Source organism: Bdellovibrionota bacterium (genome assembly GCA_040386775.1).
Lineage (GTDB): Bacteria > Bdellovibrionota > Bdellovibrionia > Bdellovibrionales > JAEYZS01 > JAEYZS01.
The window spans coordinates 41,655-65,474 of record JAZKEU010000008.1; the positions used below are offsets into that span (position 1 = coordinate 41,655).

Below are 23,820 nucleotides of genomic sequence, written 5' to 3' on the forward strand. Positions count from 1 at the left end.
AATGGGCAAAATAAAGTGATTCACTTAATTTATAGACTTGGGGTATATTTGGAAAGATGTTTTATTCAATCTTGTACGTTTTACCCAAAAACCTTGTCAGCTATCTGTTTGGATTGCTTGCCCAAATCACATGGCCGGGATTTGTCGTACGTGAAGTGATTAGAGGCTTTGCAAAAATCTATAAAATCGACCTTTATCAAGCAGAAAAAGAAATCGCAGAATACAGATCCTTGGATGATTTTTTTACGAGAAAACTCAAAATTGGTATTAGACCTATCGGTAAAGGGGTTGTTCATCCTGCAGATTCTAACCTCACTCAGTACGGAAAATTAGCAGGTGAGACTCTTATTCAAGCCAAAGGAATGCTTTATTCGTTAAAAGATTTTCTTTGTAATGATGTTCTTGCGGAAAGACTCTTTGATGGTTATTTTTTCCTCTATTATCTTTGTCCCACAGACTATCACCGTGTGCATTCACCGGTAGATGGATTCATTACAGATATCCATTATATTCCTGGAAAGCTATGGCCGGTAAATAACTGGAGCACCAGTAATATTAAAAATCTTTTTGCAATCAATGAAAGAGTGGTTGTAACTATTAAAACGGATCAAGGTGTTTGTTCACTGGTTATGGTAGGGGCGACCAACGTTGGAAAGATGACGTTAACTTTTGATAAAGATATTATTACTAATAAATTTTTAGATAGAAATCCAATTCAGAAAAAATACGATCAACCTATTGCAGTGTTGAAGGGCGATGACCTTGGAGCCTTTCATATGGGCTCCACAGTCGTGATGGTTTATGAAAAGAATTTTTTCCCAGCAAACCCTAACTTTGCGTCAGGGCCTGTTCGCATGGGTGAGAGTTTGTTAAAGGACTCTTAGTTTAGATCCGAAACGTAAACTGCCAGTAATTTTCCATCTAAAGAATAGTAAACCTTAAATTGAACAGCAAAGCTTGCCTCCGTGTTAACAGCTGCAAAAATATTTAAGTATCCTAAAGTTTCGCCAGTTGATTTTGATAAAACGACTCTGTCGTAGTTATAAACGACATTTGTATCAGGATCTGGGTAATTAAAAGAAATGTGATCAAAAGTATTGAACGGAATATTTTTAATACTGCGAGAACTGCTATCCTTATCTGTAAGCTTGTAAGCTGCTTCAGAACAGATAATTTTTGAGTCAGTATTTTCAACTGGATCTTGACACTCTGCTATCTCTAGGTCTACTTCCACTGCAAGTGTTGGTTGAATAAAACAAACTGTGATCAATGCTAGAATAATTTTTTTCATCTTACCTTTCTATTATGCCGGGTTTGCCGTCTGGATTTTTAATTTTTTCTTTTCTTTTAATTGTTTCACCCATATACAAAGGTTCTTCTATAGGATTTTTAGTTGCCCATACAACACATGAAACTGTTTCAGTTGCCTCATGGTATCCTTCTTCTGAATTATCAGCGAAATTCATGAAGAATACTGCTTTGATTTTTACCAGATCTGTGTTGAGTTCTTTATTTTTAAACCTCTTAAGCGCTTCTTGATCTGGGGTAAATACAAAGCTATTATCGCAACCATTGTTGAGGTAACATTCTTTATCATTACATTCAGCGTCTGCATCTAGAAGGTTCGACCAAACATCCGATGGAGAATTGGTGTTGTAGATTTTAAGTAGTTCAGATTTTGCAGAAGCTTGGCGTTCTACAAATTTTTTATTTTTTACTTCACATTCAAAATGAAAGTAAGGTTGCTCTTCTAAAACGTGCATCGTGGGAGGTGCGGTGTGAGCTTTAAGTGTAAACATTGCGATTAAAATTAAAATTGCAGCGATTTTTTTCATTTTGGTCCCCCTAGTTTTCTGATCTTTTCCTGATCTTTTAATACAATAATATTTTGTATGTACTGGAAAACGATCTATCCCTTAAAAAAACGACTGAAGGTTTTTGCGTAATTCCTTAATATTTTCTTCGATTTTTTCTAGGTTCGAGTGGAGTTGTATTGGATCTGAGTCTTTGCCTGTTAAAAGTTTATAGAGTGTCACTTCTAAGGCTGTGGCAATCCTTACATAAGGTTCGCCTTTGATTTGTCTGCCATATTCCCATTCTCGGTATGTTGAGACAGACACTCCGATTTTTTGTGCGATGTCTTTTGCGGATAATCCCTTTTCGACCCTCAGCCTTTTAAGCCGACTTGCAAAGCTTTCCATACGATCCCCCGTTCCCTAGGGATGCTTATAAGGCAAGAGAATATATAAATAAACTGATTATATTTTATCATTTTAATAAATTTATTTATCAAAATAATTTTGAATGTATTTCCAAATTTTTGTTCTTAAAGAATAATCCCTTAATTCAAAAATTCTATCTGGATAATATCTAGAAAACATTGCTATATCTAAGATCTCTTTAGTTGATTTTTTTATACCAATACCACTTGCGGTTCCTAAAAGATAAAATTTTATTTCACTCCCATATTTTTTTTTAAGAAAGATAGGTCCACCAGAATTACCCGGTACCAAGCCGCAATTCGATTTAATGATTATTCTGTTCTTGCTGTAAAAGCCACCTTTATTGGAGTTGCACCTTCGCATCGCAAGATTATCGAGAAGACTCAATTGTCCTTCTTGAAGAGCTCCTATGTAAATCAGTTCGATTCTAGATTCTAAGTTCCCAGGATAATAGGAAACAAATGGTAAGTTGGGAATATTTTTCTCTAAAACAACAAAAGAAAAATCATGATCAATTGATTTTTCATTCAAGAAAAATTCACCATTAAAGTCACGCACATTAAAATTTTTATTTCTCACCACAGTTTTAATAGAAAAAGCAGATTGAGAAATGGACAGATCTTGATGGTTAGGGAGATCAAAATAAATATTTTTCTCACCTTGTATTCCATCAATACAATGACTGGCAGTAAGCACTACTTTGGGAGCGATAACAATGCCAGAGCAAAAGTATTCAGTAGTAGAGTCATTTGCCAACCTTACAAAACGTCCTGTCACTTGCTGTATTTCTTCAAGCGACATTCCATTTCCTATTACAGAATTTGCAAAAGAAGGTAACGCTCCAACCATGTGTACAATGGTAGTAAAAAATAATAATAAAATATTTTTCATAGTAAACAGAATATCCCTTTTAGGGTATGAATTCCATTTTGTTATGGGCGACAGAAATTTTTTCCTGGATCGTCAAAAAAATGTACGACATTCAAAGTCCTATGGAACGCATTCAAACTTAAATGGAGCACCAGAAATGGCCTTTACCATGTCTTCTGGCGCATTGGGCATAACCTTTTTAAGACTGGTTTTAACCAACTGATAGTTTAATTCATAGGTCAGAGGTTGGAATTTGTCGTTGATATCACCATGAACTTTACTTTTTAAATCAAAATATTGTCGCTGAGAACATTCTGGTGGAAAGCTTTTAAGTGAAACGTTAGCTACTTTGAAAGAGCTGAACGTAGTCTTAAAGTGGCTTACTAAATTTTCTTTGTCATAAACAATTTGCCATTGTGTATAGCTACCTACGCTGACTTTTTCTCTTTTTACAGAGTCGAGAGATTTAAAAGCGTATTCGATGGGATCTTGTGTATCTTTGTAAGTTCTTAAAAGATCATTGAGGCGAACAAAGCGGTCAAGAGATGCATAGTTCTCCCAAATCACATTGTAGTTTCCTCCAAAATTTTTAAATAAAGACAAATAGCTCATAGAATCTTTGTGAGTAGAATTTGTGATCACATCAAATCCATATTTTTCATAAGTTCCAATTGCAGCTTTGCCATTCACAAATTCAATGGTGGTGCAGTTTCTTTCAAGGTCACAAACAAAATAATGAACCTTAGCGTAGATAGGTTCAATTCTTACAGTTTCAAGGGTTTGAACAACTCCCGCAGTTGTGCTTTGAGTATCCAAGGCATACTGAATCCATTGGAGTTCATTAAAGACAGCTTTTTCATCTTGTGCAGGAAAAATACTCTCATCGAGCCAAAGAACTTCAATGCTTAAACCTTTTTCGTTGATCCCGCCATTAGGGAAATCCAATCCATATTGGTTGAATGTGAGACTTGAATGTTGAGAGACCCATTGAGTTTTCTTTTGGTCAGGTTTTAGGGTGAGCGAGAATTTTTGTAAGCCCTTGGGATTATAAATCACGTAGGCATCGCCAAAACTCCAGTCATAATTTTTCCCAACATAGGTGTTAAAATGAGGTTCCAGTTGAAAACTGGAACATGCATGTGAGTTGGAATAAACAAATAAATTGATTGTGATTGCTATAACGAAAATACGAAACATAATTTTTCCCCTTAGATAAACCTAGTTTATTCAAGGGAGGTGATACCTGTCATTAAATAAATACTGCAACTTATATATTTGAGTTATATATCCGAAAAAGATTTTTTTGGATCAGCAGTTTCGTATTGAGCCAGTTCGCCGACATAAATTTTATTTTCTATAATGCTGTTAACTTCATAGGTAAGCGACTTCCAGGTCAATTCGTGTCTGAGGTAAAGTTTATTTTTAATACTCAGTAAAAATAAGTGGTTCCCTTGGAAAGGCATCGCTCCAACATTGCACTTGTAAATAGGGCTAAGTAGTTTTACTTTGTACTTGATGTCTGAACCCGTCTTAAAGGATCTGTTGGCAATCTCGCACTTTCTGACCCATTTAGCAGATACCTCGCTTTTAGATTCTGAGGAATAGTGAATGTAGAGATCTCCACTAAAATCAATATTGGATATCTCTTTTTTTACTGCTGGAGTAACCGACATAGCATTGGCAATGTTCAATTGAGATAAGTAGATGGAGAATGTAATAAAACTGAATAGAAATAAGTTTTTCATACAACACCAACATACCATGATTAAGATGTGTCCGACGGGGACTTGTAAACAAGAAATGCTTGTCAAAATATTCGACGAAAAAATCTCAGGAAAGCTTTAAAATAGATATGAATAATCAAGATACATGGCTTTGTATGTTTGGGTATGGCGATCTCTGGCTTCAAAATCGGGTTCTGTGAACTTATTGAAGAACGCGCTGATACCGTATCCCAATCCTAATCTTGAAACCTTACTGAAGTTATAAAATACATCAGCTCTCAGCTGAAGACCGTTACCGTGAGGTTTGTATTCTATGATGCTGTCGGTGTCGGCCGAGGAGATATAAATAAAATCAAAGCTTCCTCGAAGATCAAAGAGTTCTGTTGCTGGAATACTTCTCTCTACGCCTAAAAGAATTCCTGATTCAGACTTGATATAAAAATCCTGAGTATTTTCGAGTTTAAAATTATTGCTCATTCCATAATACTGAAGTTTTAAAGTGATGTAGTTTTTGATGATGGTTTCATCGAGAATCATTTTATAGATCACACCGACTTGATAGACCTGCTGAGAAGCAGAGGTTCCATTCAAGGTCCCGGTGCCTAAGGCATTTTGCGCATGGAGAAAGCTTCCAGAAAAGCCCCAGCGTTTGTAGATTTGGTTTTCGTAAACGAACTCTACGAAAGGCATTTCATTTCTAGAGTTTAATTTTAGAGGATCAGAAGGTTTATTGGCAGAAACCTGCAGTAACCCTGTGCGAATATCAAAAGAACCTTTTTTATAAAAATTTTCTTTTTGGATTTCTTGAAGAATGGCTTTTGATTCTGCAAAATTTTCTTCGGTGGTTTCAATTTGCGCGATAGCTTGAAAAGACGCCGTAAAAATAGTTAAAGCAAAAATAGTTAAAGTTAAAAAACCAAAAAATTTCATTTGATCTCACTTGTTGCAATAATTTTAGGAAGAATCAGAGAGAGGATCAAGTCTTATTCGTTGCGAGTCCGGTTGGCTTGTCGATTGCCTTTGAAATATGATGATGGGTCTACGGCAACTTCTGCAATTCTCAGTTCAAAGTGAAGGTGAACGCCGGTAGCTCGCCCTGTGCGCCCCATTCCACCGATCTTTTCGCCAGCCATAACCCATTTGCCTTCACGCGTGTTGATTGTATTCAAGTGAGCGTAAAATGTCGCATAGCCATTGGGACTTTCTACAATAACGAGTTTTCCGTAACCTTGAAAATCGCGACCGGTGTAAATGACTTTTCCATCATGAGCGGCTAGTATAGGAGTATTTTTTGATCCGCCAAGATCAATCCCTTGATGTCTGGATCTTTTTGATCCGGCTTTAAATCCTTGAGTGATGCGAGGGGAAGAAACGGGCCATCTTAGTTTCAACTCATCAACGATGGAGGTTTTTCCTATGGGCGTGCCGACACCGTTAGGTATTCGCATTTGGCCAGGGCCAACGTAGTCTGCCGTTTCCAGACTTCCGCAAGAATTAGATACAATTAAAATAATACCTAAAATGTAGGTCCTAAATATATTCTTTGCCACTCCATATATGGTGCCACTTTTTGGGGAGAATTTCAAATTTTTAAGGACCAAAGTCGATTAATATGTTGGTTAATATATAGGGAAACTATCGCAAAGTTCTTTGATTTGGCCCTTCACTTTTTCGATATTTTTCATGTCCTCTTTATTTGCAAGAACTTGACCAATCCATTGAGCGATTTTTTTCATTTCAGATTCTTTCATTCCTCTTGAGGTAAGAGCCGGAGTTCCGATGCGAATCCCACTCGTGACAAAGGGGCTGCGCTTTTCATTGGGAACTGTATTTTTATTTACGGTGATTCCTGCTTTATCTAGTGCTTCTTCAGCTTCTTTTCCAGTGATGCTTTTGTTAGATAGATCTAGCAGCATCAGGTGATTGTCTGTTCCGCCAGTCACAAGTTCGTAATCCAACTTCATTAATTCTTCGGCCAAAACTTTTGCGTTCTTCATGACTTGTTTAGAATATTCCTTGAAATCTGGCTTAAGTGCTTCACCGAATGCCACGGCTTTGGCGGCGATAATGTGTTCGAGTGGTCCACCTTGAATTCCGGGAAAGATTTTTGAGTTTACTTTTTTAGCGTCCTCTTCAGTTTGGCTCATGATCATGCCGCCGCGAGGGCCTCTCAAGGTTTTGTGAGTCGTCGTTGTTGTATAATGGGCGTAAGGAATTGAAGAAGGAATAAGTCCCGCAGCTATAAGACCAGCGATATGAGAAATATCGGCTACTAGAGTTGCACCAACTTCATCCGCAATTTCTCTGAATTTTGCAAAGTCCAAAGTCCTTGGGTAGGCACTAAATCCTGCTACAAGAATTCTAGGTTTTACTTCCTGAGCTTTTTTTCTAACAGTATCATAATTGATGAGGCTGGTTTTTGCATCTAACCCATAAAAGTGTGCGTCAAATAAAAATCCACTGAAATTCACAGGAGATCCATGCGTCAAGTGTCCACCATGGGATAAATCCATTCCCAGAACTCGATCACCAGCTTTTGCGCAGGCAAAAAACACTGCCATATTGGCTTGAGACCCAGCATGCGGCTGAACATTGGCAAACTTAGATCCGAACAATTGCTTCGCTCTTTCAATGGCTAAGGTTTCGATTTCATCCACCACGTGGCATCCACCGTAATAGCGTTTTCCGGGGTATCCTTCGGCATATTTGTTGGTGAGAATGGATCCCTGAGCTTCCAATACGCTTTTGGAGACGTAATTTTCAGAGGCAATCATCTCTAATCCGAACTTTTGTCTTTGGTTTTCTAGTTCAATAAGTTCGGCAATTTTAGGGTCGTTGTCCTTAAGCATGGAAAGCTCCTTTGGCGCGAGATGTATTGGAGCTAGTTTCTATCAACTTTTTAGACAGGTCATGTAATTTTTATGAATAACTTGTTCCTAACACGACGTTTTATGTTTTTATGGTATAAAAAGGCTATTAAAAAGTTAACGCATAAACGGAGCAATTATGAATTTTACTAAAATTATCGTTGGTGTTTTATTACTCACTTCAAGCCAAAGCTTTGCGCAAGTGGACTTTGTTTTAAATAAGCGTACACATAGATTGTCTGCAAATATGGAAAATACCATTCGGGAATCCATCTCTACGAATTGCCCAGCTTTTGACGCTCATATAGGAAAAGAAATTTTTACCCGAACGGGCAATGAAGGCGATGATCATGTTCGTTATCCAATTCATTACTATACGGTGATTGAGTATCGTATTTCTGGCGGTTTCGATACAGATGGTTATCATCCTCTTCCGGAACAACAACGCAAGCTAATGGTTGGAACTACCGTGCAGGCAGATGGAAGCTTTGCAGTTCATTACTATAAAGATTCTCAGTGCTTTTAGTCCTTATGTGAAATTTCAGTTTTCACGGGCCTTGATCAATAAGATTAAACTTCAGTTTTTAGGTTCCATTCTTTAGCTAAAATACTGTAAACGATGTGATCTACAAAATGATCGTAGAGCCATTCGTTTTCGCGAAGAATTCCTTCTTCTTTAAAGTTTAAACTTTTAGGAACGGCTTGGCTGGCCGTATTTCCAGTGGCGCATCTGATTTCAATTCGATTTAATTTCAGCTCATGAAAGGCATAATTAACCACAGCTTTGGTAGCTTTTTTAGCCAGGCCTTGACCTCGGGATTCTTCGCCAACCCAATAGCCGATAAGAGCATTTTTATTGCTAGTATTGATTTCTCGAAGATCTATAATCCCAGCGATTTTATTTTCATTCCAAATAAGAAAGCAGAGAGATACTTTGTCTGCAATTAACTTTAGCGTAGAATTGATAAAATATTCCGTGTCCAGAGGAACTTTAGAAAGATCCAGCCAGCCTAACCATTGACGAAGATAAGCTCTATTTTTATCTGCAAGATTAAAAAACTCTAAAGCATCTTCTTTTCTAATTTGTCTAAGCTCTAATTTAGAATCGATTTTTAAAATCATAGATTAGCAAAGTTTCTTTACTCTGTTGGTGTGGCGGCCTTCTAGGAATTTTGTTTTTAAGAAGGTGTCCACGATTTCAGTTGCTAGAGTGTAGGGTAGGATGCGTTCGCCGATGCAGAGCACATTGGCATTGTTGTGTTCTCTGGAAAGTTTTGAAGTCACTACGTTGTGGCAAAGAGCTGCGCGGATATGCGAATGTTTATTTGCTTTGATGGCCATACCTTGACCAGAGCCACAAATGAGAATTCCCATGTGTTGTGGATTCTGATCCAAGCTTCCGGCAGGCAAAAGTTCACAAAGTTTTTCGGCGTAATCTGGGTAATCCACGCTTTGAGTGTCGTAAGTTCCAAGATCTTCAAAATGAAGTTCATGAAAATGTTCAATGATATATTTTTTGAGATTATAACCAGCATGGTCTGAAGCGATTAGAATTTTCAAAAGAGCCTCCTTTAGGAAAAGTCAGGTAACTTTAGAAAAGACAACTGAAGCGTTTGTTCCACCAAATCCGAAGCTGTTATTTATAACATGATTGATTTTAGTATTTCTTGCAGTTTTTGGCACATAATCCAAATCACAATCAGGCGATGGATTTTCTAGATTGATTGTTGGAGGAGCCACTTGATCGTGAACGGCCAAGGCACAGAACGCACTCTCTAGAGCGCCAGCAGCACCAAGCAAATGTCCGGTCATACTTTTTGTACTAGAAACCATTATTTTTTTAGCGTGATCTTTAAATACGTGTTTGATAGCAAGAGTTTCTAAACCATCACCAACAGGAGTGGATGTTCCGTGAGCATTCACATACTGAATGTCTTCAGGGTTTAATCTGGCGTCGGTGAGAGCTGCTCTCATTGAATCTTGAGCGCCTCTATGCTCCGGTGCGGGTGAAGTGATATGGTATGCATCACTACTCAAACCGTAGCCAGTTATTTCAGCGTAAATTCTTGCGCCTCTTTTTACTGCGGCTTCATAGCTTTCCAAAATTAAAACAGCAGAACCTTCGCTCAATACAAAACCATCACGGTCTTGATCAAAAGGTCTTGAGGCTTTTTTAGGTTCATCGTTTCTGGTAGAGAGAGCTTTCATATTTTCAAAGCCTGCGATTGCTGTTGGTACGACTGCACTCTCTGCTCCGCCTGCGATCATCATATCCGCAAATCCTGATCTCACGTACCTTACGGCTTCGCCGATAGCGTGAGCTCCTGAAGAGCATGCAGAAGTAATGCAGTAGCTTGGACCTTGTGCTCCGACTCTCATACTCAAATAGCCAGCTGCCATATTGGCAATGACCATAGGAATATAAAATGGAGAAACTCTCCCGTGACCTTTTTCAAGGAGGTTAGAGTGTTGAGCTTCGATCGCCGGTAATCCACCGATTCCCACGCCGATAAAGCAGCCTACTTTTTTTCTGTTGAGATCGTTGATTTCAAATCCTGAATCCTTCAGAGCATCTTGGCCAGCGACCATTGTCAGCTGAATGAAGCGATCCATTTTTTTGACTTCTTTTTTTTCGATGTAATTTTCAGTTTGAAAATTCTTAACTTCGCCTGCGATTTGACAATCGTAGGTTGAAGCATCGAATTGCGTGATGCGGTCAATACCAGAAACACCTTCTAGAATATTCTTCCAGGATTCACGAGTTGTGTTACCAGTGGGACAGACAAGTCCAATCCCGGTAACGACGACGCGTCTCTCAGTCGAAGGTGTTGATCTAGTATAGTTCATCATTACAGTTGAACACCTTTTGACTCAAGGTAGTCTTGTACGTTTTTAACAGAAGCTAATTTCTCAGCGTCTTCATCTGGAATTTCGATATCGAATTCTTCTTCCATAGCCATAATAAGCTCAACGATGTCTAGGCTATCAGCACCTAAATCGTCGATGAATTTTGCTTCAAACTTTACTCTCTCTGGATCTACACCAAGTTGTTCTACGATGATGTCTTTGATCTTTGGTTTTACAGTTGCCATTTTAATTCTCTCCTCTTAACCTTTGGTGGCGGATTCTCGCCACACCTAAAGTGTTAGTATATTAATATTCTAATTTTAAAAACCCAATTCATGTCCGATCTAATTCATATCTGGTCTAATTCATATATAAGCCACCATTGACGTGCAACGTGTGACCTGTGATGTAGCTTGATTCTTCGCTCAATAAAAACGCGACAGCATTAGCTACATCCTTTGCGCTTCCAACTTTTCCTAAAGGAATTCTGGAAAACATTTTTTCTTTTTGTTCTTCCGTGAGTTCTTGAGTCATATCCGATTCAATAAATCCTGGAGCAACACAATTTGATCTAATATTTCTACTTGAAAGTTCTAAGGCAAGTGATCGGCTAAAACCTTCGACACCTGCTTTAGTTGCTGTGTAGTTCGTTTGTCCTGGATTTCCAGTGTGACCTACAACGCTTGAGATATTTACGATAGAACCTTTTCTCGCTTTTAACATAGGTTTGAGTACGAGCTTAGAGCAGTAGAATGCACCTCTCAAGTTCACTTGATAAACTTGATCGAAATCTTCTAAAGACATTCTCAATATCAATTGATCTTTGGTGATTCCTGCGTTGTTCACTAAGCCATCGAGGCCTTGGAATTTTTCTAAAATTTTTGCGATAGCCTCATTCATGGAAGTTTCGTTAGAAACATCCATTTGTACCATCATGTGATTGGAGGGATTTTTAAGACTACTCAAGATTTTTTCAGCAGATGCTTGGTTTGAAGAATATGTAAAAGCAACGTGTGCGCCAAGTTCAGCAAGATGCTGAACTATTCCGGCTCCAATACCGCGGCTTCCACCAGTGACTAAAATTTTCTTTCCGGTCAAATTCATTAACGAAATCCCTAGAGATCTGCCTCTAATTTTTTGAAATCTTCAATAGTTTCGATATTCAATGTTGAGAGAGCCTCGGAGTCAATTTTTTTCACCAATCCGCTCAATACTTTGCCTGGGCCCACCTCTATACAACGCGTAACACCTAATTCTCTCAACTTTATAACGCTTTGTACCCATTTTACCGGGGCAGAAATTTGTGAAATTAGGTTTTTTTGGATCTCATTTGCCTCTGATGTAGGCATCGCTGTAACGTTCTGAACCACTGGGAATTTAGCCAAAGAGTACTTTAATTTTGAAATCACGGGAGTCATCTCAAGTTGTGCCGGCATCATCATCGAGCAGTGGAATGGGGCAGACACATTAAGGGGAATGAACTTGGCCTTGATTTGTGTTGCAAGCTCTGAAGTTTTCCAATTGGCCATCAACCATTCTCCCGCTTTTGCAGATCCACTGATCACAACCTGTCCAGGGGCATTGTAATTTGCGGGTTCTAGAATTTCTTTTGATTCTTTTTGAACCCACTGACAAATTTTTTCTACATTTTCATTTTCACAACCCAGAACTGCGATCATCGCACCTTCGCCCGGAGGAACTGCTTTCTGCATCAATTCGCCTCTGATGCGAACAGTTTTAATCGCTTCAGCAAAATCAAGCACACCGTTGGAAACCAATGCTGAATATTCCCCAAGAGAATGTCCAGCGCAGATCTTTTTCTTTTCTTTTAGAATGTCTTTTAGAATTCTATCAAGAGCTACGCTCACTAGTAAGATTGCAGGTTGTGTGTTGTGCGTGAGTTTTAGATCGGAATCTGGTCCGTCAAAGAGAAGCTTTTTGAGATTGATTTGGAGAGCGTCACTGCCTTCGTCGAAAGTGTGCTTAACATCTTTGAAGTTTTCGTAAAAAACTTTACCCATCCCTACAAATTGTGATCCTTGGCCTGGGAAAATTAAACCTAACATATAATCCTTTACTTAAATTTTAAATAAACAGGCGAAATCTTAAATACCTCAAAACTTACTTAAAGTTCTTTTACTTACGCGGCCGAGCGGAATCTTTTAAAATATAAAAATCTCATCGGCCTTGTGGTCGCCTGTTTATTTAAAATTTAAGTAAAGCGCTTCCGGAAGTCAAACCTGCTCCAAACGCGGAGAGTAAAATGTGTTGGCCACGTTTAATTCTGCCATCAGTTACGGCATGATCAAAAGCAATTGGGATTGAAGCAGCAGAAGTATTACCCGTAAAATGAATTGTACTTACGACTTTTTCCGTTGGAATTTTAAAATGTTTTGCTACGGATTCAGTGATTCTCATGTTTGCTTGATGGGGGATGAACCAATCCACTTTTTCTAAGGGCATATTGTTTTGGTCCAGAGCCATTTGAGCGCAATCCACAAGAGTTCTTACCGCATTTTTAAAAATCTCTTTACCCTTCATATTGATGTATTGAAATTCGTATTCAACGACTTTGTCTGAGAAAGGTTGAGTCGGTTTGTGGTTCCCTTTGAGTTCTAATAGGTGTCCCAATTGTCCATCAGCAAAGAGGTGAGTGCTATAGATTTTAGAGTCTGAATTTTCATCAGCTCGCGAAATAATTACGCAACCGGCTCCATCACCAAAAAGGATCGAAGTGTTTCTGTCTTTGTAATCTACGAGTCGAGTTAAAATCTCAGCGCCAATAACCAAAACATTTTTGTACATTCCTGTTTTGATAAATTGATCGGCAATAGAGAGTGAATAAACAAAACCAGAACACGCTGCGGATAAATCAAAAGCAAAAATATGTCTGCATCCGAGCTTAGCTTGGACCATACACGCTGTTGAAGGCATTACTTGGTCCCCGGAAACGGTTGCCACAATGATCATATCGATGTCTTCAGGTTTTAGATTGGCTCTTTGAAGGGCGACCCTCGCGGCATTCACGCAAAGGTCACTTGTGACTTCTGATTCAGATGCGACAGAACGCTCTTCGATGCCCGTGCGCTCGACAATCCATTCGGCTGTCGTGTCGACCATTTTTTCAATGTCTTTATTAGTGAGTTTCTTGAGTGGAAGGTAAGAGCCAGTAGATAGAATCTTGGAGTTGTACAAAGATGCTCCCTTACCTTAAAAGTTATTAAAGATTATTGCTTAGCTGCAACTACTAGGCGGCCTTTATAATGACCACATGATTTGCAAACGATATGTGGTTTTTTTGCAGTTCCACAGTTTGCGCAAGTTGAATTACCAGGCTTAACTAGAAAATCGTGTGATCTTCTCATTCCTCTTTTTGATCTCGTCATCTTATCCGATGGATGAGCCATGCTATGTTCCTCGTTCTTTTATGTAGTTTTTTTGAAAGGATGTAATTTCGCTTGTCTGACACATGTTTGTCAAACACAAATTAAGGTTCCCTTCGATTTAGTTTTTCTTAAGGTTTTTAAGTACTTCAAAGGGGCTCTTTAAAGGACTTTCAACGTTTTGCTGTAGATATTTTTGGTATGGAGATCCTTCAACACAAAGAGGTTGGCCGCTGGCATTTACTTCTTGCGTGCATTTTGGTTGAATTGGCATATTTAAGCCCACTAATTCATCAACTATGGGTCTTAAATCAATTTCATTGCCGTTCACGTAATGGATTTCAAGATCATTGGGGTCCACATCCACTTCTTTAAGCTGTCTGGCAATCTTTCCCTCTATCATCATCATTTCATGGAATTTTTCTTTTACCGGAACTTTCATGGGGCTGGTACAAAACGAACATTCCGTATCGATTTCTGCTTCCACTTCGCCGTTGATGTCGAAGCCATTTTTGAGCGGATATATAAAGCCTTTAACGCTTAAACCGTCTTCTTGAAAATCAAAATCTTCTCCCTCATGAGGGATATCGCGCGCTGAAATAATCATGGGGCAAAACATATGACCTTTGGTGGGTTTTTTCAATGTAAAACTGGAAGAGGTGGGAAGTCGGGCTTATACTCTATAGATATGCAAAAAAAATTCAACATCCTGGTCTTATTAGCATTACTTTCTGTCTCTCAAGCTGCTCTTGCGGTGAAAGAAGTTATCTTTAGGCAGCAGACCCAAGTTTATTCAAAACGAAATGAAAATTCAGAAGTGCTCGGAGTTTATGATCGCGGAGACACGGTTCCGATTTCCAGTAAGGTTTATGGTGCTTGGAGAAAAGTGATCGTGGATGTTCAAGGCAAAAAAACTGTGGCCTGGGTGCTTACAAAAGACATTCGTGGTGCGCGGATCAAAGACTCAAAAGCTCGTCAAATGGAAGAAGATGAAAAGGATGGACAGATCTCTTACCGCCGAAGAACGGGCGTAGGAATCATGGGGAATCTTTCTTATGTTTATCAAACTCAGGGTTCCGTGAACGTACAGACCAGCATTCCGGGTGTTACTCCCGAGGTGAGCTATTCCAGTTTGAGTGGGGCGAACGTGTTTGTAGGATTATTTGGAGATTTCAATATCTCAGATACGATGGCAATCCGTGGGTATTTCGCAATGAGAAACATGAAAAGATCAGGTTCGGCGGCAACTCAAGGCGCGAGCGGTAACTTTACGATCACGCAAGATATGATGGCGCTGGGATCTACTTTAAAATTCTATGCTTCAAAGAATGCAATATTCTGGTGGGGGCCGGGCCTAGAGATCGCAAAGACGACAAAGTTTGACGTGAAAGGCAGCACACCTATCGATACATCATTTGAAGGTACCGTTACGGAAGATCCATTGTACGCCCTGGCAACATTGAGTGCGGGTTACGATTTGAATTTGTCCGGCAGGTTCTTTATTCTACCAGAAATCAAAGTGGGAATCGTACCCAATGGTGATCCCATTCTCATGACATTCGAAGTGCTCATTCCCATCGCATTCACCTTCTAAAAAGGTACCCCCTAGTTTTTCGCGTCCATAATGCGTCAAAAGGACTGACATCCTAATATTTTTTAGGTAGAACATTTTTCTGTGGCTGAAATTGCAACGTTAAATCAAAAAACTATCAATGATGAGATAGCAAGGCGTAAAACCTTTGCCATCATCTCGCATCCTGATGCGGGGAAAACAACTTTAACTGAAAAATTGTTGTTTTATGGCGGCGTGGTGCGCGAAGCGGGTTCCGTTAAGGCCAAAGCTGGAAAGAAACACGCAACATCCGACTGGATGGAGATGGAGCGCAAGCGCGGAATCTCGATCACTACAACGGCGATTCAATTTGAACACAAAGGCTTTTGTATCAACCTTCTCGATACTCCCGGCCATAAAGACTTTTCTGAAGATACTTACAGAACATTGATGGCTGTGGATGCGGCCGTGATGTTGATCGATGCCGCAAAAGGTGTCGAGGAGCAAACTAAAAAACTTTTTCAAGTTTGTCGTAAGGCGGGAATTCCGATTTTTACCTTCGTCAATAAGCTCGATAGAGAAGCGAAGAACCCTCTGCAAATCATCGATGAAATTGAAAACGTTCTTAAGATGGACTGCACAGCAGTGAACTGGCCGATCGGCAGTGGGCAATCTTTCCGTGGAGTTTATGATGTTTTGGATAAGCAATTCCATGCTTTTGACATTGCGGTTTTAGAGCGCGGTGAAAAACCAAAATCTCAAACTTATGAATCTGTAGAAGATTTAAAAACTCATCCCGACTTTCAAACTTCATTTGTACAGCAAGCTCTTGATAATTTTATCAACGAGATTGATTTGATCAATACAGCAGGACATTCCTTTGATAAAGATCGCATCATGAAGGGTGATCTTTCGCCGGTGTTCTTTGGATCCGCGATGAATAATTTTGGTATGGAGCTGTTCTTAGACTACTTTATTGATCTTGCGCCCAGTCCGGTGCCGAGAGCCACAACCAAAGGAACAACTCATTCTCAAGCGGAAAAATTTTCTGGCGTGATTTTTAAAATTCAAGCCAATATGGACGTGAATCATCGAGATAGCTTGGCGTTTTTAAGAATTTGTTCGGGTGCTTACGAAAAGGGTTTGAAAGTGAATCTTCCTCGAACGGGCAAAGAATACAAGGTGAACAATGCTTTTTCAATTCTGGGTAGAGATCGAACTCCGATTGATAACGCTTTTGCTGGGGATATCATTGGTATCGTGGACACTTCCAATTCGCTTCGCATTGGCGACACATTAGCTGTACAAAAAGATATTGAATACGTTGTGTGGACAAGATTTTTACCTGAAGTGTTTGCCGATCTAAGATTGATGGATCCTGAAAAAAGAAAACAACTGAATAAAGGTTTAGAGCAATTGTCAGGCGAGGGAATTATCCAGTGCTTAACCACCTCTACTCAATCGAGCGTGCTGCCAACGTTGGGAGCTATTGGGGATCTTCAGTTTGAAGTATTATCAAGTCGGCTTCTTTCGGAGTACGGCGTGAATGTGAAGGTGACTAAGCTTCCGTGGGTGACGTCACGGCTCCTGGTTACTGATACCGATGAATATAAAAATTCAACATCCAGTGATTGGACCTTTATCAATGATGCTGATGGAAATACAGTGATGCTCTTTTCGACGGAGTGGAGTGTGCGAACTTTCGAAGCCATAAATAAGGGTGTAGTTTTGGCTTCGGACTACGAATCCTTTAATAAATTAAAAAAAGAACTTAAGAACTAATTCAAATAGCAGCCAGCAAAACCAAATGTTGGTTTTGTGCCGGGCTCGTTATTGATTTTAGTAACGTTGGATTCTTCGGTCTCAGTGTTTGTGCAGATCGTAGAAAATGTTTTCTTCGTAATTTGTGAATTACAGGTTAAGAGTTCTTTAGGAGCAGTTGGACAAGTCACATGAACTGTTACTTCAGATTCATTTTCCATAAAGTCTTCGAAAGTTTGCGTGCAAGAGCAGGTGTAAATCGGAGGAGTTCTTGCAATGGATGTTGTGGCGATAAAAGTGAGTGCTGTGATCAATAAAGTTTTAAACATAAAATCTCCCATTGATATTTTAGTCTTACAATTTAATTAACGCAGAGTTTATTCGGCGCCGCAAGTGATATTTAGTTAAATGTCGGTTTAGTAACAATTTGGGCGAGTTTTTCTGAAGCTCCTGCTTTAGCCTTAACCGTTTCTTTTAATCCTTCTTTGAAAGATGTCGAAGTGTCCATGTTTCGGTTGTCCAAAATGTGTTTGAGCATCTGCGCGCCGCTTGGAACTGGTGTAGCGTAGTGGTTGATGTTTGCAAAAATGATCGCTTCGCGATTGTTTCCATAATAAGGACCGAAAAAAGTTTTGCAGCCTTGAGCAAGTGGTTCCATCACGCTGTGGACTTGTTTTTTGAATGATCCGCCCACGAAGGCCCAATCGGCCCAGGCATAGAGGTCGGCCAAGATACCTACTTGATCGATAATCAAAACTTGATTGGGTGGCCAGCTTGTTGCTTCGCTATAAAGTAAGGGTCTTATTCCCATGTCCGTGATTTGTTTTTTTAATTTTGCGATATGTTCCTCGGTGGGTTCATGAGGAGCAATGATCACTTGAATAGTATTTCTTAAAAGCTCTTTGAAGACCGGAAGAATTTCTCTTTCGTCTTCCGGCCAGGTAGAGCCTGCGATAAAGACGGAATTTAATCTTTCAGATTTTTTTGCGAGTAGGCCGTCTTTTAAAAAACTGGATTTTGAAATTCTATATATTGCTTGATCAAATCTTGTGTCTCCAATGACCGTTATCTTTTGGGGAGTTGTAAGTTGTGCTAAATTATTTTTATCGTCTTCACTTACGCAATAAACATGACTAATGAGTGTATGAAGCCAGCGGTAATAAGATTTTAAAAAAGGATTTGTGATCTTTGAACTGTAAGATGAAAGCATGGCAGAGAAAAGGCATACTGGAATTTTCATCGCCTTGGCTTGGTATAAAAACTCTGGCCAGAAATCTGTTCGAGATATCAAAATCATTTTAGGTTTAAGCTTGGCTAAAAATTCTCTTTGGACATAAGGCAGATCCCAAGGAAGCGGACAAGCAAAAGTGACGCCCTCGGTATTTTTGATTTGGGATTCAAAGCTCGGAGAAAAGTAAGTGACAACTATGGCTTGCTGGGGATTTTTTTTTCTGATTTCACGGATCAAAGGTTTGGCATATTCAAATTCTCCGGATGCACAGTGAATGAGAATCGGGTTTTCCATGTTTGTGAAATTGAGCCAAGGAGGGACGCGGTTGCGATCCTCTCTCATTTTTAAACCTTTTTTTAATTTTGTATTCAATGGCGCACAGAGCTTCGCCAAGAAAAGGCAAAATGGGTAGATGATTCTGTAGACTTCTAAATAAATAAAACTCATAACCTGCCGTTGGACGTATCTCTGCTTGTCCCTAAAGTATTTAATTCTTCATGAACATCTTTTGGTTTTATATCGTAAAGACATTTTTTGTAAGTACTATTTTTGCATTTGCCTCGTCCATCTTTTGAGCAAGGTCTGCACCAAAGATCTACTTCCATCGATTTTGAACTTGCTCTGGAGGGCAAACCAAATGCCGTCGGTCCCGTTAAGAAAACAATCGGGATGCCCAGTTGATCGGCAGCATGGGAAAGCCCGGTATCGCAACCGACAGATGCATTTGAAATTGAGACTACAGCACAACTTTCTAAAAGCGAAAGTTGTCCGCTTAAATTTAAAACGCGAGATTTATTTTCTGGAGTTACGAGTTCATTTAAAAAAGTATCTTGAGGTCCACCGAGGATCACGTAGTTTTTGTCCGGTGAGGCTTCGATCATTTGTTTCCAATATTCAATGGGCCAGCGCTTTAAGGCCCATGCCGCAGAGGGAATGAGCGCGGTGAAAGTTTTGAATGGAATTTTACTTTGAATTTTTTGTTTTAATTCCTCGGGAATATAAAGTTGTGAATTTTTAAGCGGAGCATTTGGGATATTCCATTTCTTAAGAGGATTAATGTAGGTATCATGAGCGAGAAGTCTTTTTGGATAAAAATTGATTCTGAAATTGAATAGAAGAAATCGTTTTAGTCTATCTTTACCTCGTCTTAAGAAGAATTTTGGCCATAAGAAAAAGCTTAAGAACCTTGATCTGAGGTTGTTATGAGCATCGTACACGTGAGTGTATTTTTCGCTTTGCAGTTGTTTGGTGAGTTTCCAGAGACCTGCAAAGCCTTGTTTGCGATCAAGCGACCAAATTTTTGTGATTTTTGGATGATATTTCAGCAATTCTAGAAAGTCTGCGCGAACAGCCCAATGGATCTCAGCTTGCGGATATTTATTTAAGAAGCATTCCACAACCGATAAGGTTTGAATGATGTCTCCAAAGCTAGAAAATCGAATGATGAGGAGTTTTTCTTTTTGCATTCAACTTTTTATTTTAGCTGGTTTTTGAGAGGAAGATCATCCCTTAATTCTTTTCAATGATGCCCAATGTTATCTTGCCAGGTGCTGAGGGCTTTGATATGTATACCTAAGACCCGCACATTCATTTTGAGAGGAACTCTTTTGAGTAATGATCTCTACAAAAAATCTGGCGTCGATGTAGAAACAGGTGATGCACTTGTTGATTGGTTGTCGCAAGATCCTGAACATTCTAAGATTCCAACTCCTCACAAATCTCAAATTTTATCAGGTATCGGTGGATTTGCTTCTCTTTTTAGACTCAATCTCAAAGACATTCAAAAACCATGTTTAGTGACTTGCACTGATGGTGTGGGAACGAAAGTTCTTTTGGCTGTGCAATTTGAATCTTATGAGGGAGTGGCTCAAGATATGGTTGCCATGTGCGTGAATGATTTGATCACAACAGGTGCTGATCCTCTTTTGTTCTTAGATTATTATGCCACGGGAAAATTAGATCTCAATGCTGCTCAAAAATTTTTAACCGGTGTTAAGAAAGCTTGTTACGAAAGCGATTGCGCACTCATTGGTGGTGAGACGGCGGAGATGCCTGGCGTGTATCAAGGAAAAGACTTTGACTGCGCAGGCTTTGCCGTAGGAATTGTGGATGAAGATAAAAGATTGGGCTCTCATCTTGTCAAAGAAGGTGACGTGGCGATCGGGATTTCAAGCAATGGATTCCATAGCAATGGCTACTCATTATTGAGGAAGGTCTTTGAAAAAGATCTCGAAGAATGGAAAGACGTTCTCTTAAAACCCACGCATCTGTACGTAAAACTCGCAAAAGAACTTAAAACCATCGGCGTTCATGCGCTGGCACATATTACTGGCGGTGGAGTTCAGAACATTCCTAGAGTGTTACCTGAAGGTTTAGGTTTGGCGCTTAAGTCGTGGGAATTCCCAGAGGAATTCAAAGAGGTGCAAAAACGTACGGGAATGACAAAAATAGAAATGATGGACACCCTCAATTGCGGGATTGGCCTTGTGGTTTTTGCAGATGAAGCGAAAGTTTCGGAAATTCTGAAGGCTGCGGCCTCGTTAAAATATAAAACCTATGATCTAGGTAAAGTGGTCAAAAGCAAAGATCAGCTCATCATGAAGGATTTTTCATGATGAAAAGATGGGCAGTTTTCATTTCAGGAACAGGGTCGAATATGACAGCCATTCTTGAAAAGCAAAACTTAGCTCATGTTTCGTTGGTGGTGAGTTCAAATCCAAATGCCTATGGGCTTAAAAGAGCTAAAAGAAGATCAGTTCCTACGATTGTATTTAATAGCAAGCTTCATTCTGACAATGCGCTTAACACGTGGAATGACTTGATCGAAACCCTAAAAAGTCACAACATAAATAATATCATGCTTGCTGGATTTATGAAGATCTTGCCTCCCGAGTTTATCAAAGCTTTTGAGGGTAGGATTTTTAATATTCATCCGAGCACGTTGCCTGATTATCCGGGTCTACAGAGCATCGAGAGAGCTTTTCATGACAAAAAGCATACTGGGTGCAGTGTGCATCTTGTCGACGAGGGCGTGGATACTGGAAAGGTTCTTTTTCAAAAAAAAGTTCCTTTAGAAAAAAATTTGGAGTGGACCAAAATGATGGTTCATATCCAAGAACATAAACTTTCAAGGAAAGTTCTGAATCTTTGCTTTGAGGACAATAGCCATGAAAAGTAAAATTGTAATTCTATCTGCATATCATCGTGCGCAATGGCTTGCGAATGAACTCAAGTCCAAGGGTCATGAGGTTGTGTACTTGGATTTTTCGGGGCGTCTCGGCGGACTCAGTCCTGAGGCTTGGATTGCTCCTTTTGGATATTTTCAAACCGCAAAAATCAATTACTCGCAAAATGTTTGGTTGAGTGAAGGGACTGCCACGGGCACCATCACCAACGGATTTACGGTTCTTTCAGAAAAAGGACCCATTGAGTTTCAAGGCCCTTTGAACCGTTTAAGTTACAAAAGATATAACATTGATCAAGACGAATTGGATTATCTGAGAGCTTCGATCACCATGAATGATGAGGCTTATCAGAAATTCAAAAACCATTTTTCGGGAATGTCTTTTGAGCAAACTTGGCTTTTGCATTTGAGTCACCAGCTGGCTTCGCAAACTTACTTTGAAAATGCATTTGCGATCAGAAATAAAAATCGTACTCTGCCTCTGACGGAAAGTTGGTCGGTACGAACTTTATCAAGACGTGGAGCTCAAGAAACTCTTCAGATGAGCCAAGATAAAGGCGTTGAGGTGCATTCTGTAAAAGCTTTGAAATCAGTGAAGGCTTCGGGATCAAATCTAGAGTCTCTGCAAATTTCTAATTCCAAAGACATAACAAAAGACATCGCGGGCGAAACCTTTATTAATTTTCTCTCGCAAGAAGAGCTTTTTGCTATTCATCCAACATCTTATTCAAATTTGATCGATGGGGACCCTGTCACTAGTGATTGGTTCTGGACCCGATACAGATTCTTTACCAATCAAAATGACGTGACGGAGATCTTACCTCAGTCTTTCTGCATGATTGAAGACCGCTTTATGCCTTGGACTCATCATAATTTGATAATGATTCATAGAGGCTTGAGAGCCCATGAATTTATCGCGTGGGTGAGAATTCCTTCAAACTATAGACTGCAGCAAAATATGCTGGAGAATGTGGGTGAAGAGATTCATCGGGTATTCACGGAAAAATTTATCGGAATCAAAGTGCAGCAAATGGAATTACCTCTGGAGTGCCTGGCCACAGAATTTCAAGTGCATGCGCCCCATCTTCCAATCTACTCGCAAAGTAAATTGGCTGAGATGAAAAAACCAAAGCATAAGAACTTTATGTGGTGTGGCCCGGAAGCTTGGGAAAGACTTGATACTAGTTTTCTACTCGATTACCAACTTCAGATTTTAGATATTATTCAAGGTGAGCAAGATAAACAAGGCATACACAGGAGACGCGGTCGTGATAGCGAGATATACTCGTAAGGAAATGGCAAAAATTTGGGAACCCGAAGCAAGGTTTCGTTATATGTTGGAAGTCGAGAAAGCAGTCGCGCGCGTACAAGCGGCTGCAGGAATCATTCCCCGAAAAGCTTCTATAGATATTCAAAAGAAATCCAAATTTCAGATTGAGAGAATCAATGAAATCGAGAAAGAAACAAAGCACGACGTAATTGCTTTTGTTTCTAATGTGGCAGAGAACGTTGGACCCAATGGAAAATACATTCATTATGGACTAACAAGTTCGGATGTTTTAGATACTGCACTAAGCCTACAGATTCGTGATGCAGGAGAATTACTTTCTGAAACCTTAGATCAATTAATTGAGACTTTAAAAAAATCTTCAATGAAATACAAAAACACTTTGTGCGCAGGAAGAACTCACGGAATGCACGCGGAGCCAACAACGTTTGGTTATAAACTTTTGGGACATGCTTTTGAATTTAAAAGAAATAAAAAAAGACTTTCAGATGCACTAGAGCAAATCGAAATTGTAAAGTTGAGTGGGGCAGTGGGCACCTACTCGGCGCAAAGCGTTCAGGTCGAGAAAAAAGTTGGCGATCTATTAAAACTCACACAGGAAAGTGTCGCAACCCAAGTGATTCCTCGCGACCGACATGCGCAGGTGATTTTGGCAATTGCGCAAACTGGATCTGCTCTAGAAAGATTGGCCCTGGAATTAAGACATTTGCAAAGAACAGAAGTGGGGGAAGTTGTAGAAGGTTTTACACCAGGACAAAAAGGTTCCAGTGCCATGCCTCACAAGAAGAATCCTATCAGTGCCGAAAACATTACGGGTCTTTCGAGAATTTTAAGATCCTACGTGAATGTCGCTCTAGAGAACGTAGCTCTCTGGCACGAAAGAGACATTTC

General features: G+C 39.6%; 29 protein-coding genes. 8 read left to right on the forward strand and 21 right to left on the reverse strand.

The genetic code is table 11. The features are described from left to right. Positions 1 to 56: 56 nt before the first annotated feature. Positions 57 to 884: an archaetidylserine decarboxylase gene (gene asd / locus V4596_03090; GenBank protein MES2768106.1), complete on the forward strand. Its 828-nt coding sequence runs from the start codon at positions 57 to 59 to the stop codon at positions 882 to 884. Here the strand turns inward: asd and V4596_03095 are convergent. The 9 genes from V4596_03095 to glyA all read right to left on the reverse strand — a co-directional run bounded on the left by V4596_03095 (position 881) and on the right by glyA (position 7,665). Continuing rightward, on the reverse strand, positions 881 to 1,291 hold the full coding sequence (locus V4596_03095; GenBank protein ID MES2768107.1) for a hypothetical protein: 411 nt from the start codon (positions 1,289 to 1,291) through the stop codon (positions 881 to 883). The genes asd and V4596_03095 overlap by 4 nt on opposite strands. A 1-nt stretch (position 1,292) precedes the next feature. Further along, positions 1,293 to 1,835: a hypothetical protein gene (locus tag V4596_03100; protein MES2768108.1), complete on the reverse strand. Its 543-nt coding sequence runs from the start codon at positions 1,833 to 1,835 to the stop codon at positions 1,293 to 1,295. A gap of 81 nt (positions 1,836 to 1,916) precedes the next feature. Continuing rightward, positions 1,917 to 2,201, reverse strand: coding sequence for a helix-turn-helix transcriptional regulator (locus V4596_03105; GenBank protein MES2768109.1), 285 nt, complete (start codon positions 2,199 to 2,201; stop codon positions 1,917 to 1,919). An 81-nt stretch (positions 2,202 to 2,282) separates the two neighbouring features. Further along, a complete protein-coding gene (locus tag V4596_03110) occupies positions 2,283 to 3,113 on the reverse strand; it encodes a trypsin-like serine protease (GenBank protein MES2768110.1) in 831 nt (276 codons plus the stop codon). 99 nt (positions 3,114 to 3,212) lie between these two features. Beyond that, complete coding sequence (locus V4596_03115; protein ID MES2768111.1) at positions 3,213 to 4,289, reverse strand: linear amide C-N hydrolase; 1,077 nt, start codon at positions 4,287 to 4,289, stop codon at positions 3,213 to 3,215. A gap of 83 nt (positions 4,290 to 4,372) precedes the next feature. After that, positions 4,373 to 4,837, reverse strand: a complete 465-nt coding sequence (locus V4596_03120; protein MES2768112.1) for a hypothetical protein — start codon at positions 4,835 to 4,837, stop codon at positions 4,373 to 4,375. Between the two features lie 96 nt (positions 4,838 to 4,933). After that, the gene (locus tag V4596_03125) at positions 4,934 to 5,746 is read right to left on the reverse strand and encodes a hypothetical protein (protein MES2768113.1); all 813 of its coding nucleotides are present in this window, start codon (positions 5,744 to 5,746) and stop codon (positions 4,934 to 4,936) included. A gap of 53 nt (positions 5,747 to 5,799) precedes the next feature. Beyond that, positions 5,800 to 6,366 (reverse strand): M23 family metallopeptidase, encoded by a 567-nt coding sequence (locus tag V4596_03130; protein ID MES2768114.1) that lies wholly within the window; start codon positions 6,364 to 6,366, stop codon positions 5,800 to 5,802. A 69-nt stretch (positions 6,367 to 6,435) separates the two neighbouring features. Next, entirely contained in the window at positions 6,436 to 7,665 is a 1,230-nt protein-coding gene (glyA, locus tag V4596_03135; protein ID MES2768115.1) for a serine hydroxymethyltransferase, read from the reverse strand. A gap of 157 nt (positions 7,666 to 7,822) precedes the next feature. Here glyA and V4596_03140 point away from each other — a divergent pair, with 157 nt between their 5' ends. Next, positions 7,823 to 8,209: a hypothetical protein gene (locus V4596_03140; GenBank protein MES2768116.1), complete on the forward strand. Its 387-nt coding sequence runs from the start codon at positions 7,823 to 7,825 to the stop codon at positions 8,207 to 8,209. Positions 8,210 to 8,253: 44 nt separating this feature from the next. Here V4596_03140 and V4596_03145 read toward each other — a convergent pair whose 3' ends face one another. The 9 genes from V4596_03145 to V4596_03185 all read right to left on the reverse strand — a co-directional run bounded on the left by V4596_03145 (position 8,254) and on the right by V4596_03185 (position 14,520). Beyond that, positions 8,254 to 8,805, reverse strand: coding sequence for a GNAT family protein (locus V4596_03145; GenBank protein ID MES2768117.1), 552 nt, complete (start codon positions 8,803 to 8,805; stop codon positions 8,254 to 8,256). A 3-nt stretch (positions 8,806 to 8,808) separates the two neighbouring features. After that, positions 8,809 to 9,243, reverse strand: a complete 435-nt coding sequence (gene rpiB, locus V4596_03150) for a ribose 5-phosphate isomerase B (GenBank protein MES2768118.1) — start codon at positions 9,241 to 9,243, stop codon at positions 8,809 to 8,811. A 21-nt stretch (positions 9,244 to 9,264) separates the two neighbouring features. Next, on the reverse strand, positions 9,265 to 10,533 hold the full coding sequence (fabF, locus tag V4596_03155) for a beta-ketoacyl-ACP synthase II (protein MES2768119.1): 1,269 nt from the start codon (positions 10,531 to 10,533) through the stop codon (positions 9,265 to 9,267). Continuing rightward, positions 10,533 to 10,775, reverse strand: a complete 243-nt coding sequence (gene acpP / locus V4596_03160; protein MES2768120.1) for an acyl carrier protein — start codon at positions 10,773 to 10,775, stop codon at positions 10,533 to 10,535. The genes fabF and acpP overlap by 1 nt, the downstream gene beginning before the upstream one ends. A gap of 115 nt (positions 10,776 to 10,890) precedes the next feature. Continuing rightward, positions 10,891 to 11,634 (reverse strand): 3-oxoacyl-[acyl-carrier-protein] reductase, encoded by a 744-nt coding sequence (gene fabG, locus V4596_03165; GenBank protein ID MES2768121.1) that lies wholly within the window; start codon positions 11,632 to 11,634, stop codon positions 10,891 to 10,893. An 11-nt stretch (positions 11,635 to 11,645) separates the two neighbouring features. Further along, entirely contained in the window at positions 11,646 to 12,596 is a 951-nt protein-coding gene (gene fabD / locus V4596_03170) for an ACP S-malonyltransferase (protein MES2768122.1), read from the reverse strand. A 139-nt stretch (positions 12,597 to 12,735) separates the two neighbouring features. Then, positions 12,736 to 13,725: a beta-ketoacyl-ACP synthase III gene (locus V4596_03175; protein MES2768123.1), complete on the reverse strand. Its 990-nt coding sequence runs from the start codon at positions 13,723 to 13,725 to the stop codon at positions 12,736 to 12,738. A gap of 32 nt (positions 13,726 to 13,757) precedes the next feature. Then, the gene (gene rpmF, locus V4596_03180; protein ID MES2768124.1) at positions 13,758 to 13,937 is read right to left on the reverse strand and encodes a 50S ribosomal protein L32; all 180 of its coding nucleotides are present in this window, start codon (positions 13,935 to 13,937) and stop codon (positions 13,758 to 13,760) included. Positions 13,938 to 14,034: 97 nt separating this feature from the next. Continuing rightward, entirely contained in the window at positions 14,035 to 14,520 is a 486-nt protein-coding gene (locus V4596_03185) for a DUF177 domain-containing protein (protein MES2768125.1), read from the reverse strand. A gap of 12 nt (positions 14,521 to 14,532) precedes the next feature. Between V4596_03185 and V4596_03190 the strand changes: the two genes are divergently transcribed. Both V4596_03190 and V4596_03195 read left to right on the forward strand, forming a co-directional pair. Continuing rightward, the gene (locus tag V4596_03190; GenBank protein ID MES2768126.1) at positions 14,533 to 15,507 is read left to right on the forward strand and encodes a hypothetical protein; all 975 of its coding nucleotides are present in this window, start codon (positions 14,533 to 14,535) and stop codon (positions 15,505 to 15,507) included. A gap of 81 nt (positions 15,508 to 15,588) precedes the next feature. Beyond that, a complete protein-coding gene (locus V4596_03195) occupies positions 15,589 to 17,247 on the forward strand; it encodes a peptide chain release factor 3 (protein ID MES2768127.1) in 1,659 nt (552 codons plus the stop codon). On the opposite strand, the gene V4596_03200 is transcribed toward V4596_03195, so the two are convergent. The 3 genes from V4596_03200 to V4596_03210 form a co-directional block, all read right to left on the reverse strand. Beyond that, positions 17,244 to 17,555: a hypothetical protein gene (locus tag V4596_03200; protein ID MES2768128.1), complete on the reverse strand. Its 312-nt coding sequence runs from the start codon at positions 17,553 to 17,555 to the stop codon at positions 17,244 to 17,246. The genes V4596_03195 and V4596_03200 overlap by 4 nt on opposite strands. A 71-nt stretch (positions 17,556 to 17,626) precedes the next feature. Then, the gene (locus V4596_03205) at positions 17,627 to 18,904 is read right to left on the reverse strand and encodes a glycosyltransferase N-terminal domain-containing protein (GenBank protein MES2768129.1); all 1,278 of its coding nucleotides are present in this window, start codon (positions 18,902 to 18,904) and stop codon (positions 17,627 to 17,629) included. Then, on the reverse strand, positions 18,901 to 19,923 hold the full coding sequence (locus V4596_03210; GenBank protein ID MES2768130.1) for a glycosyltransferase family 9 protein: 1,023 nt from the start codon (positions 19,921 to 19,923) through the stop codon (positions 18,901 to 18,903). The genes V4596_03205 and V4596_03210 overlap by 4 nt, the downstream gene beginning before the upstream one ends. Positions 19,924 to 20,064: 141 nt before the next feature. Between V4596_03210 and purM the strand changes: the two genes are divergently transcribed. The 4 genes from purM to purB form a co-directional block, all read left to right on the forward strand. Beyond that, entirely contained in the window at positions 20,065 to 21,072 is a 1,008-nt protein-coding gene (gene purM, locus V4596_03215) for a phosphoribosylformylglycinamidine cyclo-ligase (protein MES2768131.1), read from the forward strand. Next, entirely contained in the window at positions 21,069 to 21,635 is a 567-nt protein-coding gene (purN, locus tag V4596_03220) for a phosphoribosylglycinamide formyltransferase (GenBank protein ID MES2768132.1), read from the forward strand. Before purM ends, purN begins: the two co-directional genes overlap by 4 nt. Continuing rightward, positions 21,625 to 22,932 carry a hypothetical protein gene (locus V4596_03225; GenBank protein ID MES2768133.1) on the forward strand — a complete coding sequence of 436 codons (1,308 nt, stop codon included), beginning with the start codon at positions 21,625 to 21,627 and terminating at the stop codon, positions 22,930 to 22,932. Before purN ends, V4596_03225 begins: the two co-directional genes overlap by 11 nt. Then, positions 22,910 to 23,820, forward strand: a 911-nt coding sequence (purB, locus tag V4596_03230) for an adenylosuccinate lyase (GenBank protein MES2768134.1), incomplete at its 3' end; no start/stop codon positions are given. The genes V4596_03225 and purB, both read left to right, overlap by 23 nt.